Genomic DNA, 14,783 nt, shown 5'->3' on the forward strand with positions numbered 1-14,783 from the left:
ACTTTTTCATTTCTTAACATAGATTAAGTAGCAACAGATTTAATAGACATAAATTTGCTAAAGAAATAAACATATAATCATATCATAATGAAAAAAGCACTATTATTATTCGTAGCCGTTCTAGGTTTATCAATTAACGCAACTGCACAAACAACTTGGAAAGTTGACCCAATGCATTCGTTTTTAAACTTCTCAGTTAAACATTTAGGCATTTCTTTTGTTGACGGAAGAATGGATAAATACGACGGAACTTTAGTTTTAACTAAAGAAGATATTACCACAGGAAAATTCAATTTCACAGTTAATGTAAACTCAATTGACACAGATGTAGAAGCACGTGATAATCACTTAAAATCTGCGGATTTCTTTGAAGCGTCTAAATACGGAACAATGACTTTTGTTTCTACTTCAATTAAAAAAGAAGGAAAAAACTATAAAATGACTGGAAACCTAACAATCAAAGGAGTTACAAAACCAGTTACTTTTGATTTAGTTTACGGCGGAAAAGCTGCTAATGATGGTTACGGGAACGAGAAATTAGGTTTCCAAGCTAAAACAACAATTGACAGAACAGCTTTCAATATCAACTACGACCCAACTGGAATGGGAATTGCAAAAGATGTTGAATTAGTAATCAATTTAGAATTCGGAAAATAACAAACAACAACAAATATTTTCATCTTGAACAAGCTTTGGTTTTAATTAATCGAAGCTTGTTTTTTTGTTAAAGTAAATACAAAACTGAAAATCAATTCGATAAAATTATTTTCCTTTAGCAAAAAAATAGAAAATGAAAAAACTACTATTCTTATTATTTATCTCATTTGTAGCAAAGGCGCAAACCATTCAAGGTACATTGATAAATTCTGAAACCAAAGAACCTATTCCCTATGCAACGATAAAAAATGGTGAACTAAAAAAAAGTGTGCTTTCGAAATCGGATGGAAAATTTGTTTTTAATGAAGATTTAAAAGACGATTCACTTTTAGAAATAGAAGCTTGGGGTTTCGAAAATAAAAAAATTACAGTTTCGGATTTAAAGAAAAACAACATTCTTGAACTTATTGAATCAGTAGAACTTCTACCAGAAATGATTATTCCGCCTGCAAATGCGAAAATATCATACAAAAATTACGGAAGAACAAATGAAGGTTCTGGATTTGTAACTGGAGAATCTCAAAATTACAAAAAAGAAGATTACGACAAAGGTGCAGAATTTGGAATTATCGTCGCAAACAAAGGTCTTAGTGAATTACAAAGTTTTCATTTACATATTGGCAGCAATGATTCAAAAAAGCTAATTTATAGATTACAATTCTATGATGTAAAAAATGGAAAACCAAACAATAGAATTAATCACGAAGAAATTTTACTCTCAATAACCAATAAAGATGCTGGTTGGCTAGTTTTGGATTTAAAAGAAAAAAATATTTATATAGATTCTGATATTTCAAAATTTGCAATAACTTTAAAATTGGTTGATGCAGAATTCGATTCTGAATATAGTTTCATTCATTTTAATTCGGGTTTGGCAACAAGTAATCAAATAGTAGTAAAAGATTCTGAATATGAAAGTTGGGTTAAAATGCCTTTGAGTTTACCAATGTATGTAAAAGCAAAAGTTTATAAATAAAATATTTCTGAAATTTTTGTAACCTTTTCAAAATAGTTACGTATAACTTATGAACAAAAAATTTTAGGAGCAATTCAATATGAGACAACTTAAAATTACCAAACAGGTAACTAATCGTGAGACAGCGTCTTTAGATAAATATTTACAAGAGATCGGTAAAGTAGATTTAATTACTGCTGATGAAGAGGTAGAATTAGCACAAAAAATTAAAGCTGGTGACCAACGTGCTTTAGAAAAGTTAACAAAAGCTAACTTACGTTTCGTTGTTTCGGTTGCAAAACAATATCAAAACCAAGGTTTAACCTTACCCGATTTAATTAACGAAGGAAACTTAGGTTTGATTAAAGCAGCACAACGTTTTGATGAAACACGTGGTTTCAAATTCATTTCGTATGCTGTTTGGTGGATTCGTCAATCTATTTTATCTGCTTTAGCAGAACAATCTCGTATTGTACGTTTACCATTAAACAAAATTGGTTCTATCAACAAAATTAACAAAATGTATGCGTTATTAGAGCAATCTAACGAGCGCCCACCTTCTGCTGAAGAAATCGCAAAAGAGTTGGATATGACGGTTAATGACGTTAAAGAATCAATGAAAAACTCAGGTCGTCACTTATCAATGGATGCACCTTTAGTTGAAGGAGAAGATTCTAACTTATATGACGTTTTACGTTCTGGCGAATCACCAAATCCAGATCGTGAGTTAATTCACGAATCGTTACGTACAGAGATCGAAAGAGCTTTAGAAACGTTAACTCCACGTGAAGCAGATGTAGTTCGTTTATACTTTGGTTTAGGAGATCAACACCCAATGACATTAGAAGAAATTGGAGAAACTTTTGATTTAACTCGTGAACGTGTACGTCAGATTAAAGAAAAAGCAATTCGCAGATTAAAACATACTTCTAGAAGTAAAATTTTAAAAACATATTTAGGTTAATCCTAATTAAGTATAAAACTCGTTAGTTCACTAGCGAGTTTTTTTTTATCTTAGTCAAAAAAAATGAAGTCCGTTTTTTATTATTATTCAAATTTAAAAGGAAAAGCCAATCGCAAAGAATTTGGAATTTATTTATTAATTGAAATAATAATCGGTTTCATTGCATTAGAACTTGCTTCTAAAATAAGCATAAATGAATACGAAACTTTAATATATTTATTTTACATCAATTTGATCATAGGATTTTCAACAGTTCCTTTTTTAGCAGTTTGTACTCGAAGATTAAACTTTTTAAACTACCCAAGTTACTTAATCTTTTTAATTGCAATTCCATTTATAAATCAAATATTCGTCATCTTACTTTTATTCCTTAAGAAAAGAAAAAAATAAAAATTTTGTTGTAACGTTTTTCAAAAACGAATACTTACTTGTAAAATCAACACAAAAGTCTTGAAAAATCTAGAACAAGAATTTTTACAATTACTCGAAAATCACAAAGGAATCCTACATAAAATATCTCGTATGTATATGGATGATGTTGACGACCGCAATGATTTGGTTCAAGAAATGACCTATCAATTATGGAAATCATATCAGCGTTTTGAAGGAAACAGTCAATTTTCGACTTGGATGTATCGCGTTTGTTTAAACACTGCTTTGACCTTTTTTAAAAAAGAAAATAAGAAATTAAAAACTGACGAAATCAGAGAAGATTTTGACCGATTAGACGAAATAGATTCATTTGAAAAGGAAAATCAATTAAATCATTTTTATAAAGCTGTACAAAAATTGAATCCAGTTGAAAAAGCTTTGATTTTCTTATTTCTTGAAGGAAAATCTCATAAAGAAATAGGAGAAGATTTAGGAATCTCTGAAGGAAACGCTCGAGTAAAATTAAACAGAACCAAAGACAAGTTACAACAAATCATTAAAGAAAACGGATATGAATTTTGATGAATTACAAAAACAATGGAACAATCAATCTAGCGATGATGTTCAGATAAATAAAAAAAGTTTACATAAAACAAAATCGATTATAGATAAGATAAATAATAACCTCAAAAATGAATTTATATTTTGGATTTTCTGTATGTTATTTTTAATAATTGTTCCTTACATCGAATCTTACAAAATAGTTGGAACATCTGCGTTTTTCTACTATTTTATACTTTTTCAAATAGGTATTTGTTCGTTGACTTATTACAGAAAATTTTATTTATTTAATAAATCAACCAAAGAAAATGATAGTTATAAATCAAAAGAAAACGTTCTTAAAATGTATTATGATTTAAAATTTGCTGTTGAAACTTATCGTTCATCTTGTTATTTTCTAATACCACAATCTGTAGCAATTTTTTTTATTGTATTCTCGTATGGTAAATCAGAAGAGTATTTTTATCAACTAATAAATTTCAGAGAAACATTAATAACTAATCCAACATTGATTATTGGCATTCTAGTTATTGGAATAATCGCAATAGCATTCTTAATAATATTTACAGAATGGATGATCAAACATTATTACGGAAAATATCTAAAACAGCTTAAAGATTTACTAAACGAATTTGATTCATAAAAAAATGCCTACTTTCATCAAGTAGGCATTTTCATTTATTTTATTAGAATTATCTTCTTCCCATATAAATCATCACATAGTACAATAATGTACCGATTGATGCTAACGCAGCAACTAAATATGTTCTCGCTGCCCAAGTTAAAGAATCTTTGGCTCCAGCAAGTTCTTGCTGAGTTACCATATTTTTCGTTTCTAACCATTTCAAAGCGCGATTACTTGCGTCATACTCAACTGGCAAAGTTACTATAGAAAAAATAGTTGTTAAGGCAAACAATACAATTCCGATTAATAATAATTGTGGAAAAGTATTAATTAATAAAATTCCTGCGATTAAAATCCATTGCACAAAGTTAGATGCAATACTCACTATCGGAACTAATTTTGAACGCATCGTTAACCAACTATAAGCCGTAGCGTGTTGCACTGCGTGACCCACTTCGTGAGCCGCAACTGCTGCTGCTGCTGCATTTCTTTCATTATAAACTGCTTCACTTAGGTTTACAGTTTTATCTGCCGGATTATAATGATCCGTTAATCTACCTGGTGTAGAAATTACTTTAACATCATAAATTCCGTGATCGTGTAACATTTTGGTAGCTATTTCAGCACCACTCATTCCGTTACGTAAATGAACTTTTGAATATTTTTCGAATTTATTTTTTAATTGGTAGCCAACAAACCAACTTGCTAGCATAATAATACCCATTATAAGAAATCCCATATTTTATTTTGTTTTATTGTTTATGTAAATATATCAAATAATTTGCCAAAATAAAAAGATGACAAACTGGCAATAAAAAAGGAGCTTAAAAAAGCTCCTTTTGAAATATATTGATTACAATTTCTTTTTAACTTCCACTTCTTGGAAACCTTCAATAATATCGTATTCTTTAATATCGTTATACCCTTTAATTTGGATACCACAATCATAACCTTTAGAAACTTCTTTAACATCGTCTTTGAAACGTTTTAAAGCAATTAAGTCACCAGTAAAGATTACAACTCCTTCTCTAATTAAACGGATTTTATTATTTCTGAAGATTTTTCCATCAGTAACCATACATCCTGCAATTGTTCCCACTTTAGAAATTTTGAATAACTCACGAATTTCAGCAGTACCAGTAATTTCTTCTTTTAATTCAGGAGAAAGCATACCTTCCATTGCATCTTTTAAGTCATCGATAGCCGCATAAATAATAGAATAATTACGGATATCAATTTCTTCTTTATCAGCTAAAGCTTTAGCATTACCCATTGGACGAACGTTAAATCCGATAATAATCGCATCAGAAGCAGAAGCTAACAATACATCAGATTCTGTAATTGCTCCAACTCCTTTATGGATAATGTTGATTTGAATTTCGTCAGTAGATAATTTAGAGAACGAATCAGATAAAGCTTCAACAGAACCATCCACATCTCCTTTTAAGATAATGTTCAATTCTTTGAAATCTCCTAAAGCGATACGACGTCCAATTTCTGCTAATGTAATATGACGTTGCGCTCTTACAGATTGCTCACGAATCAATTGTGTACGTTTAGCAGCAATTTGTTTAGCTTCACGCTCGTCTTCAAACACATTAAATTTATCACCAGCTGTTGGAGCTCCGTCTAAACCTAAAATTGAGATTGGACGAGAAGGTCCAACTTCTTTAACAGATTTTCCACGCTCATCATACATTGCTTTAACTTTACCGTGATTCTTACCTGCTAACACGTAATCACCAATTTTTAAAGTTCCAGATTGTACTAAGATTGTAGATACATATCCACGTCCTTTATCTAAGAATGCTTCAACTACAGAACCTTGAGCAGCTTTATTTGGATTAGCTTTTAACTCTAACATTTCTGCTTCAAGTAAAACTTTTTCTAATAATTCTTTAATTCCAATTCCTTTTTTAGCAGAAATATCTTGCGATTGGTAAGTTCCACCCCAATCTTCTACTAATAAATTCATCCCAGCTAAACGTTCCTTAATTTTTTCAGGATTAGCAGTATCTTTATCAACTTTATTGATTGCAAAAATAATTGGCACTCCAGCAGCTTGTGCGTGAGCAATTGCCTCTTTAGTTTGCGGCATGATATCATCATCAGCAGCAATTACAATAATTGCAATATCGGTAACTTGAGTACCACGTGCTCGCATCGCAGTAAACGCCTCGTGACCAGGTGTATCTAAGAAAGTGATTTTTTGACCGCTATCTAAAGTTACTCCATAAGCACCAATGTGTTGTGTAATACCTCCAGATTCACCAGCAATAACGTTTGCTTTACGTATATAATCTAGTAAAGATGTTTTACCGTGATCTACGTGACCCATAACGGTTACAATCGGAGCACGAGTTACTAAATCTTCAGGAAGATCAGCTACTTCAGCAATTGCTTCTTCGATATCAGCAGTTGTAAATTCAACTTCATACCCAAACTCATCAGCAACAATTGTTAATGTTTCAGCATCTAGACGTTGATTCATCGTAACCATAATACCTAATGACATACATGTTCCAATTACTTTTGTAATAGGCACATCCATCATTGTAGCGATTTCACCAACAGTAACGAATTCTGTAACTTTAAGGATTTTAGTTCCTTCTTCTAAAGCTCTTTGTTCGTCTTCTTTCTTACGGTGAGAATCTCTTTTATCTTTACGATATTTAGCCGCTTTAGATTTGTTTTGTTTTCCTTGTAAACGCTCTAAAGTTTCTTTAATTTGGTTTTTAACCTCTTCATCAGTTGGCTCAACTTTTACTACTGGAGCTGGTTTTCCTTTGAAGTTTCCACCACCTGGGCGGTTGTTATTATTTCCTCCTGGACGGTTATTATTGTTTCCACCTGGGCGGTTATTATTGTTTCCACCTGGACGGTTGTTATTATTTCCACCTGGACGGTTGTTGTTATTCTGATTATTGTTTGCACCTGGAGTGCCTGGCTTATTGTCAGTCGCAGGAGTTCCATCAGTTTTTACAATACGCTTACGCTTATTTTTATTTGCGTTTGCACCTCCAGCAGCATTAGCACCAGGCTTGTTAGCTGTTTTAGGATCTTCTTTTTTCTTTTTAGGTTTATTAAATTGAGATAAATCAATTGTTTGACCAGTAAAAGTAGTACCAGATAATTTTTGATACTGTGTTTTTATTGTTTCATTTTCTGGATCAGATTCAGAAACGTTATTTGAATTGTTAGCCACCGGCTCCTCATTTTTAGCTTCAACTTTTGGTTCAGAAACAGTTTTTACAACCTCTTCTTTAGCTTTGTTTTCAGCTTTAGGTTTTATATTTTCAGCTTTACTTTTTTCAACAGGTTTAGATACTACTTTACTTTCAACCTCAGCTTTAATTTCAGTAGTTTTCTTTACAGGTTTTGATTCAGCTTTTACTTCTTTATTTTCAACTTTTGGCACACTAATATCGATACTATCTTGAACTGGAGCAACTTCTGATTCAACAACTTTTTTCTTAGGAGACAAATCGATTTTACCAACTGTTTTAATCGAAGCCACATTAGCTGCTTTAGCTTTTATAATTTCGTTTTCACGTTGAATTTGCTCTTCTTTTTTGCGTTTTTCTTCCGCTAATTCTTTTTCTCTTTCTAAACGTAGCGCTTCTTTCTCTTTACGTTTCTCTTCACTCACTCCGATTGAAGCCTCCTTTTTACCTTTGTCAGCAGAAAACTGCTTGTTAAGAACCGTATATTCTTCATCAGATATTTTAGCATTTGGAGAAGATTCGATAGCATAACCTTTTGCTTTCAAATGTTCCACAGCTCTATCTAGAGAAATATTCAATTCTCCTAAAACTTTGTTTAATCTTATTACTCTTTTTTCAGACATATTATCTTTTAATATATTTTAGTGTGTCGTTGTGTTGGAATTGTGTTTACATATTAGTCTTCGAATTCTTCTTTTAAAATTCTCATTACATCTTCTACCGTTTCTTCTTCTAAATCGGTTCTTCTCACAAGTTCCTCAACGGTATGTTTTAAGATACTTTTTGCAGTATCTAAACCAATTTTAGCAAATTCTTCGATTACCCATCCATCAATCTCATCGCCAAACTCTGTTAATTCAACATCGTCTTCTTCAACAGATTGAATATTATCACGCATAACATCGATTTCATAGCCTGTTAATAAACTTGCTAGTTTAATATTTTGACCACCGCGACCGATTGCTTTAGATACTTCTTCAACGTCTAAATACACGTTTGCTGTTTTTTTATCTTCGTTTAATTTTACGCTATTAACTTTAGCTGGGCTCAATGCTCTTGTAATCAACAATTGCATATTGCTTGTATAATTAATAACATCAATATTTTCGTTTCCTAATTCACGAACAATTCCATGAATACGAGAACCTTTCATACCTACACAAGCACCAACTGGGTCGATTCTTTCATCGTAAGTATCAACAGCAACTTTTGCTTTTTCTCCAGGAATACGAACAACTTTCTTAATAGAAATTAATCCGTCTGCAATTTCAGGAATTTCTTGTTCAAATAATTTCTGCAAGAAATTTTCTGAAGTACGACTCATGATAATTTGAGGCTTATTTCCTTTTAATTCAACAGATTCGATTATTCCACGAACTGATTCTCCTTTTTTGAAATAATCAGATGCAATTTGTTTTTCTTTTGGAAGAACAATTTCATTCCCTTCTTCATCGATCAAAATTACTGCTTTTGGACGAATATGGTGTACTTCAGCAGAATAAACTTCGTTTATTAAATCTTTAAATTGCTTGTAAAGATTTGTACTATCGTGTTCATGTATTTTTGTAATCAGGTTTTGACGTAATGCTAAAATAGCTCTTCTACCTAATTGAATCAATTTTACTTCTTCAGAAACTTCTTCTCCAACTTCAAAATCTGGTTCAATTTTTGTAGCTTCTGCTAATGAAATCTCTGAATTTGAATCTTCTACTTCACCATCTGCAACAACTATACGTTTTCTCCAGATTTCCATATCTCCTTTATCAGGATTAATGATAATATCGAAGTTATCATCGGAACCAAATTTTTTCTTTAAGGCATTTCTAAAAACATCTTCTAAAATAGCCATTAAAGTAACTCTATCAATATGCTTATAATCTTTAAATTCTGAAAACGAATCAATTAATGCAATATTTTCCATGAAATATCTTAATTTAAAATGAAATAACTACTTGTGCTTTTTTTATACTTTCATACGGAATTTGAACAGATTTCTGAACAGTTTCTTTACCTTTTCCAATTTTCTTTGGCTCTCTAGCTTTCCATTCTAAGAAAATCTTATCTTCATCAGCATCAACCAAAGTTGCTTCAATGGTTTCATTTTCTAGAGTAACTTCTAATGTTCTACCAATATTTTTTTTGTATTGTCTAGAAAGTTTCAAAGGTGAAGTCGCACCAGCTGAAGCCACTTCTAAAGAATAATCTTGTTCTTCTCTATCTAAATTATTTTCAATTGAACGACTTACATCAATACAATCTTGCAAAATTACCCCATTATCACCATCGATAATTACGGTAATTTTATAATCAGCCGAAATTGAAAAATCTATTAAAAACAAGGTCGGATGTTCACTCAAACCTTCTTCTAACAATTGTTTTACCTGCTCTTTAAACGCCATATTTTGTATAAAAAGAGGGGACTTTTGTCCCCTCATTATTTAGTTTTACATTAAATAACTTTGCAAATATACATAATATTTTTGAAAAACACATTTTTTTGCGTATTCTAAAATTATATAACTATCTTTATGAAAATAAATTAAACAAAAAACGCTTTTTATATTCTATCACAAATGAAGAAAATATTAGTCCCTACAGATTTTTCTGACAGCGCAAACAACGCTACTAGAGCTGCTGCAGATATTGCAAGAAAAACAAATGCCGAATTGATTTTACTACATATCATCGAACTTCCACAAGAAGGAACAGATGCCGTACAACAAGGTTTTGAAATTCCTGAAATCATGTTCTTCAAACAACACGCCGAACAAAAACTTACTGAAGCTTCAACCGCACCAGAATTACACGGATTAACAGTTTATGCCGTATTAAAACTAGGAAGAACACTACACAATGTTACTGAAGTTGCAGAAGCAAACGACGTTGATTTAATTGTAATGGGATCACACGGAGCAAGCGGTTATAAAGAATTTTTTATCGGATCTAACGCAGAAAAAATCGTAAGAAATTCACAAACACCAGTTCTTGTTGTTAAGAATGACGCAAGCGAATTAAAATACGAAAAGGTAATTTTCGCAACTGATTTTTTAGTAGAAAACGAAGCCGCGCTTACCAAAGCAATAAACGTCTTAACAAACTTTGAAATTAAACCTCATTTCTTAATGGTTAACACAGTTAACAATTTCAAACCAACACATGTTGCAGAAGAAATCGCACTAAACTTCTTCAAAGAAAACAACATCACAAACTATGATTTCACAATTTACAATGATTTAGATATTGAAAAAGGCATCATAAACTTTGCAGAAAACGTAAACGCAGACTTAATAGCAATGGGAACACATGGGCGAAAAGGCTTCTCTAAATTCATCAACGGAAGCATCAGCGAGGACATCGTAAACCATTCCAGCAAATCCGTTTTGACTTTTAAGATATAAAACAAAAAAAAACCTCTTCGTTTGAAGAGGTTTTTTTTGTTGAATTCGTTGACCTACTAGGACTCGAACCTAGAACGACTGAACCAAAATCAGCTGTGTTACCATTACACCATAGGTCAGTAACCACGAAAAGAAATCTATAAAATTCAACAAATTTCTTTGTTGACCTACTAGGACTCGAACCTAGAACGACTGAACCAAAATCAGCTGTGTTACCATTACACCATAGGTCATTAAACCGGTTAAAAAATCTATTTATCAACAAATTTCTTTGTTGACCTACTAGGACTCGAACCTAGAACGACTGAACCAAAATCAGCTGTGTTACCATTACACCATAGGTCATTAAACCGGTTAAAAAATCTATTTATCAACAAATTTCTTTGTTGACCTACTAGGACTCGAACCTAGAACGACTGAACCAAAATCAGCTGTGTTACCATTACACCATAGGTCATTAAACCGGTTAAAAAATCTATTTATCAACAAATTTCTTTGTTGACCTACTAGGACTCGAACCTAGAACGACTGAACCAAAATCAGCTGTGTTACCATTACACCATAGGTCAATAACCTTAGCAACAATCAACCATTTGATTCATTATTGCGGTTGCAAAGGTAGTACAATTTTTAAACAACACAAGAGTTTTGAAAAAAAAATTAAAAAAAAACTAATTTTATAGAACACTTCAAAAAAAACGTTTTCTTTGTATTTACAAATCAATTAATTTACAAACATTGTATTATGTTGAAAATCAATTTTAAAAAATGGAATATCATCTTAGGATGGGCAGCCTTTTTAATTTCTTTAATAACTTACACTGTAACAGTTGAACCAACATTAAGTTTTTGGGACGCTGGAGAGTACATTGCAACATCAACTAAACTACAAGTAGGTCACCCACCTGGAGCACCGCTTTATCAAATGTTGGGAGCTTTCTTCTCAATGTTCGCCGCAGGTAATGAACATATCGCATTGATGGTAAACATGGTTGCAGCGGTTTCAAGTGCATTTACCATACTTTTCATGTATTGGTGCGTTACAAACCTTCTAAAAAAGGTAGTTTCATCGTACACTGAAATGAATGACCAAAATGCAATTGCAATCTTAGGAAGTGCTTTCATTGGATCTTTAGCATTTGCTTTTTCAGATACATTCTGGTATAGCGCTGTAGAAGCTGAAGTTTATGCAACAGCAACGTTATTAATCGCAATCTTACTTTGGTTAGGACTGCGCTGGATTGACGACATTGACAATCCACGAGGAAATAAATGGTTTGTATTGATTGGTTTAGTAATTGGACTTTCTTTTGGAGTTCACTTCATGGCTTTACTAGCAATTCCTTCTATCGGATATTTATATTATTTTAAAAAATACGAAAAGGTTACAATTAAAAATTTCATCATTGCAAACATTGTTATTGTTTCGATTCTATTAATTGTTTTCTTATTCTTACTTCCTTACACTTTAGCATTTTTTGGTAAAACAGAAATTTTTGTTGTAAACTCTCTAGGATTACCATTTAATTCAGGAACTATTTTAGCATTCCTAATCATAGTAGCTGCTTTTGTTTTCGGATTGAGATACACACAACAAAATGGAAAAGAAAAATTAAACACAGTAATTTTAACTATTTTATTCATCTTTATCGGATTCTCTAGCTGGATAATGTTACCTATTCGTGCGAATACACAAATTCCAATTAACGAAAACAAACCTTCGGATGCAGCTGAAGTATTAGCTTATTACAATCGTGAGCAATATGGTTCAAGATCTTTATTTTATGATACTTATTTCACAACGAAATTCAAAAATGAATTAGATGAAACAACTCCATATGTTGATGGAAAACCAAACTATGAAAGAGACAACGAATCTGGAAAATATATAATCACAGATAAAAAAATCGCATCAGAACCCAACTATTCATCAACTTTAAAAGGATTTTTACCAAGAATGTGGAGTACAGATGGTTCTCACCCATCAAATTACATGCGTTTTTCAAAACCTTTAGATTTCGAAATCAAACCTGAATTTGCGAACGAACCCGAAATTCGCGACATGGAAAATCAAATTAGACAAGGTTTAGCTACTGGACAGATTTCTATTGGTCAATACGAAATGTTTTTAGGTCATCCTGAATACAGTAAATATTTCGACGTTAAAAACCCAACATTTGCTGATAACATGAAATTCATGTTTGAATATCAATTCGGTTATATGTACTGGAGATATTTGATGTGGAATTTCTCTGGTCGTCAGAATGACATTCAAGGAAACTATGACAGAGACAACGGAAACTGGGTTACTGGAATTCCATTTTTAGATGAAATTAGAACTGGATCTCAAGAAAATTTAACTTCAGACATTTTAAATAACAAAGGAAGAAATCATTATTACATGATTCCTTTCTTAATAGGATTAATTGGATTTATTTTCCACTTCAAAAAAGATCCGAAAACTTTTTATGTACTTCTAGCTCTATTCTTATTTACAAGTTTTGCATTAAAAATATTCTTAAACGAACGTCCGTTCGAACCACGCGAACGTGACTATGCAGTTGTTGCGTCATTTATGGTTTTTGCAATGTGGATCGCATTTGGGGTATTTGCAATTTACGATGGATTAAAGAAATTCATTTCTCCAAAAGTAAGTTTACCGTTAGTTTTAACAGCATGTTTCTTAGGAGCTCCTGTGTTAATGGCAAAAGAAAACTGGGACGATCATGACCGTTCAGAAAAATATACAGCCTTAGCAATCGCAAAAGGATATTTAGATTCTGTTGGTCCAAATGGAATTCTTTTCACAATTGGAGATAACGATACTTTCCCTCTTTGGTATTTACAAGAAGTTGAAGGATATAGAACTGACGTTCGAGTTGTTTGTACAGCTTTATTACAAGCCGATTGGTACATTGATCAAATGAAAGTTGCTGCTTATGATTCAAAACCTTTAAAAATCAGATTTAATCACAAACAATATGCAGGTAACAAATTGTATTATGCTGTAATTTCACCAGTAATTGACGACAGAGTTGATATTAATAGTGTTATGGATTTTATTGCATCTGATAAACCAGAAACACGTGTTGAAATGTCAAATGGCGAATCTATTGTTCGTATTCCTACAAACAAACTAAGAGTACCAATTAATAAAGATCTTGTTATTAAAAATAAAATCGTAACTGAAAAATATTACGATCAAATTTTACCATATATCGATTTAGATATTAATGAACAAGCATTGTACAGACAACGTTTGATCATGTTAGATATCATTGCGAATAACAATTGGGAACGACCAATTTATTTCACAAGTGGATCTTTAAACGATGAAGATTTCTTATGGATGAAAGATCATTTACAACTATCAGGACTTACTTATCAATTGGTTCCTTACCAAGCTACAACGGGTCAAAACCAGCATCCGTTGTACATTGGAGATATTGATACCGATAAAATGTACAATACCGTTTTAGGTTGGGAATGGGGTAACAACGGAAGTTCTTCAATTTATCACGATCCAGAAACTAGGAAAAATGCATTCTTATACAGAGTAAATTTAACCCGCTTAGCCGAAGCGTTGATTGAAGAAGGAAAAATGCAAAAAGCTAAAAAAATTGTTGATTTAGCTATGACCAATTTCCCTGTTGAATATTTTGGAAATTACTCAACTGTCGAACCTTTTGTTGAATTGTATTATGCATTAGGAGAAAAGCAAAAAGGTTCTGATTTAATGGCTCAATTAGCTAAAAAATATGATGAGCAATTATTATATTACAAGTCGATGAAACCAACAGAACAAAATGATTATGGTTATGAAATTCTTGAATCTTTAGATGCTTACGATCGTTTGATTTCGTACGCTGAAAGACCTGATAACGCTTTAGCTAATAAACATAAAGCAAAGTTAAATTCGTATATCACATATTTCAATCGTTTTATTCAAGCAGCAAGCGAACAGAGTGATGCACCAGAAGAAATGGACGAAACAGACACAATCACTGTTGACACATTAAAACAATAA

Annotated in this window: 12 protein-coding genes and 5 tRNA genes; 8 read left to right on the forward strand and 9 right to left on the reverse strand. The window is 31.9% G+C overall.

The annotated features are described in order from the left end of the window. Positions 1–87 precede the first annotated feature (87 nt). The 6 genes from EG240_RS01365 to EG240_RS01390 all read left to right on the forward strand — a co-directional run bounded on the left by EG240_RS01365 (position 88) and on the right by EG240_RS01390 (position 4,152). Positions 88–657 carry a YceI family protein gene (locus tag EG240_RS01365; RefSeq protein WP_125016643.1) on the forward strand — a complete coding sequence of 190 codons (570 nt, stop codon included), beginning with the start codon at positions 88–90 and terminating at the stop codon, positions 655–657. Positions 658–790: 133 nt separating this feature from the next. Further along, positions 791–1,633: a carboxypeptidase-like regulatory domain-containing protein gene (locus EG240_RS01370; protein ID WP_125016645.1), complete on the forward strand. Its 843-nt coding sequence runs from the start codon at positions 791–793 to the stop codon at positions 1,631–1,633. Between the two features lie 79 nt (positions 1,634–1,712). After that, positions 1,713–2,576 carry a sigma-70 family RNA polymerase sigma factor gene (locus EG240_RS01375; protein WP_125016647.1) on the forward strand — a complete coding sequence of 288 codons (864 nt, stop codon included), beginning with the start codon at positions 1,713–1,715 and terminating at the stop codon, positions 2,574–2,576. Between the two features lie 63 nt (positions 2,577–2,639). Continuing rightward, a complete protein-coding gene (locus tag EG240_RS01380; protein WP_125016649.1) occupies positions 2,640–2,966 on the forward strand; it encodes a DUF805 domain-containing protein in 327 nt (108 codons plus the stop codon). 132 nt (positions 2,967–3,098) lie between these two features. Continuing rightward, complete coding sequence (locus EG240_RS01385) at positions 3,099–3,530, forward strand: RNA polymerase sigma factor (RefSeq protein ID WP_397337274.1); 432 nt, start codon at positions 3,099–3,101, stop codon at positions 3,528–3,530. Beyond that, positions 3,520–4,152 carry a hypothetical protein gene (locus EG240_RS01390; RefSeq protein WP_125016654.1) on the forward strand — a complete coding sequence of 211 codons (633 nt, stop codon included), beginning with the start codon at positions 3,520–3,522 and terminating at the stop codon, positions 4,150–4,152. The genes EG240_RS01385 and EG240_RS01390 overlap by 11 nt, the downstream gene beginning before the upstream one ends. 49 nt (positions 4,153–4,201) lie before the next feature. Here the strand turns inward: EG240_RS01390 and EG240_RS01395 are convergent, their stop codons facing one another. From EG240_RS01395 to rimP, 4 genes are all read right to left on the reverse strand, one after another. Further along, positions 4,202–4,873, reverse strand: a complete 672-nt coding sequence (locus EG240_RS01395; RefSeq protein WP_125016656.1) for a zinc metallopeptidase — start codon at positions 4,871–4,873, stop codon at positions 4,202–4,204. 114 nt (positions 4,874–4,987) lie between these two features. After that, positions 4,988–7,981 carry a translation initiation factor IF-2 gene (gene infB / locus EG240_RS01400; protein ID WP_125016658.1) on the reverse strand — a complete coding sequence of 998 codons (2,994 nt, stop codon included), beginning with the start codon at positions 7,979–7,981 and terminating at the stop codon, positions 4,988–4,990. Positions 7,982–8,034: 53 nt separating this feature from the next. Further along, the gene (nusA, locus tag EG240_RS01405; protein ID WP_125016660.1) at positions 8,035–9,279 is read right to left on the reverse strand and encodes a transcription termination factor NusA; all 1,245 of its coding nucleotides are present in this window, start codon (positions 9,277–9,279) and stop codon (positions 8,035–8,037) included. A 13-nt stretch (positions 9,280–9,292) separates the two neighbouring features. Continuing rightward, entirely contained in the window at positions 9,293–9,757 is a 465-nt protein-coding gene (gene rimP / locus EG240_RS01410; protein WP_125016662.1) for a ribosome assembly cofactor RimP, read from the reverse strand. 174 nt (positions 9,758–9,931) lie between these two features. Between rimP and EG240_RS01415 the strand changes: the two genes are divergently transcribed. Next, entirely contained in the window at positions 9,932–10,756 is an 825-nt protein-coding gene (locus EG240_RS01415; protein WP_125016664.1) for a universal stress protein, read from the forward strand. Between the two features lie 48 nt (positions 10,757–10,804). Here the strand turns inward: EG240_RS01415 and EG240_RS01420 are convergent. From EG240_RS01420 to EG240_RS01440, 5 genes are all read right to left on the reverse strand, one after another. After that, positions 10,805–10,875 (reverse strand) — tRNA-Gln (locus EG240_RS01420). Positions 10,876–10,918: 43 nt separating this feature from the next. Then, a tRNA-Gln gene (locus tag EG240_RS01425) sits at positions 10,919–10,989 on the reverse strand. 41 nt (positions 10,990–11,030) lie between these two features. After that, positions 11,031–11,101, reverse strand: a tRNA-Gln gene (locus EG240_RS01430). 41 nt (positions 11,102–11,142) lie between these two features. Further along, positions 11,143–11,213, reverse strand: a tRNA-Gln gene (locus tag EG240_RS01435). A 41-nt stretch (positions 11,214–11,254) separates the two neighbouring features. After that, a tRNA-Gln gene (locus tag EG240_RS01440) sits at positions 11,255–11,325 on the reverse strand. Positions 11,326–11,501: 176 nt separating this feature from the next. Here EG240_RS01440 and EG240_RS01445 point away from each other — a divergent pair. Then, a complete protein-coding gene (locus EG240_RS01445; protein WP_125016666.1) occupies positions 11,502–14,783 on the forward strand; it encodes a DUF2723 domain-containing protein in 3,282 nt (1,093 codons plus the stop codon).

The sequence above is a fragment of the Paenimyroides tangerinum genome, assembly GCF_003865405.1.
GTDB lineage: Bacteria > Bacteroidota > Bacteroidia > Flavobacteriales > Flavobacteriaceae > Flavobacterium > Flavobacterium tangerinum.

What these genes read in the sequence shown, in the direction of transcription:
- EG240_RS01370 (WP_125016645.1), top strand. Translation starts at nt 791, where the DNA reads ATGAAAAAACTACTATTCTTATTATTTATCTCATTTGTAGCAAAGGCG.
- infB (WP_125016658.1), bottom strand. Translation starts at nt 7,981, where the DNA reads ATGTCTGAAAAAAGAGTAATAAGATTAAACAAAGTTTTAGGAGAATTG.
- EG240_RS01375 (WP_125016647.1), top strand. Translation starts at nt 1,713, where the DNA reads ATGAGACAACTTAAAATTACCAAACAGGTAACTAATCGTGAGACAGCG.
- rimP (WP_125016662.1), bottom strand. Translation starts at nt 9,757, where the DNA reads ATGGCGTTTAAAGAGCAGGTAAAACAATTGTTAGAAGAAGGTTTGAGT.
- EG240_RS01380 (WP_125016649.1), top strand. Translation starts at nt 2,640, where the DNA reads ATGAAGTCCGTTTTTTATTATTATTCAAATTTAAAAGGAAAAGCCAAT.
- EG240_RS01415 (WP_125016664.1), top strand. Translation starts at nt 9,932, where the DNA reads ATGAAGAAAATATTAGTCCCTACAGATTTTTCTGACAGCGCAAACAAC.
- nusA (WP_125016660.1), bottom strand. Translation starts at nt 9,279, where the DNA reads ATGGAAAATATTGCATTAATTGATTCGTTTTCAGAATTTAAAGATTAT.
- EG240_RS01445 (WP_125016666.1), top strand. Translation starts at nt 11,502, where the DNA reads ATGTTGAAAATCAATTTTAAAAAATGGAATATCATCTTAGGATGGGCA.
- EG240_RS01385 (WP_397337274.1), top strand. Translation starts at nt 3,099, where the DNA reads ATGTATATGGATGATGTTGACGACCGCAATGATTTGGTTCAAGAAATG.
- EG240_RS01365 (WP_125016643.1), top strand. Translation starts at nt 88, where the DNA reads ATGAAAAAAGCACTATTATTATTCGTAGCCGTTCTAGGTTTATCAATT.
- EG240_RS01390 (WP_125016654.1), top strand. Translation starts at nt 3,520, where the DNA reads ATGAATTTTGATGAATTACAAAAACAATGGAACAATCAATCTAGCGAT.
- EG240_RS01395 (WP_125016656.1), bottom strand. Translation starts at nt 4,873, where the DNA reads ATGGGATTTCTTATAATGGGTATTATTATGCTAGCAAGTTGGTTTGTT.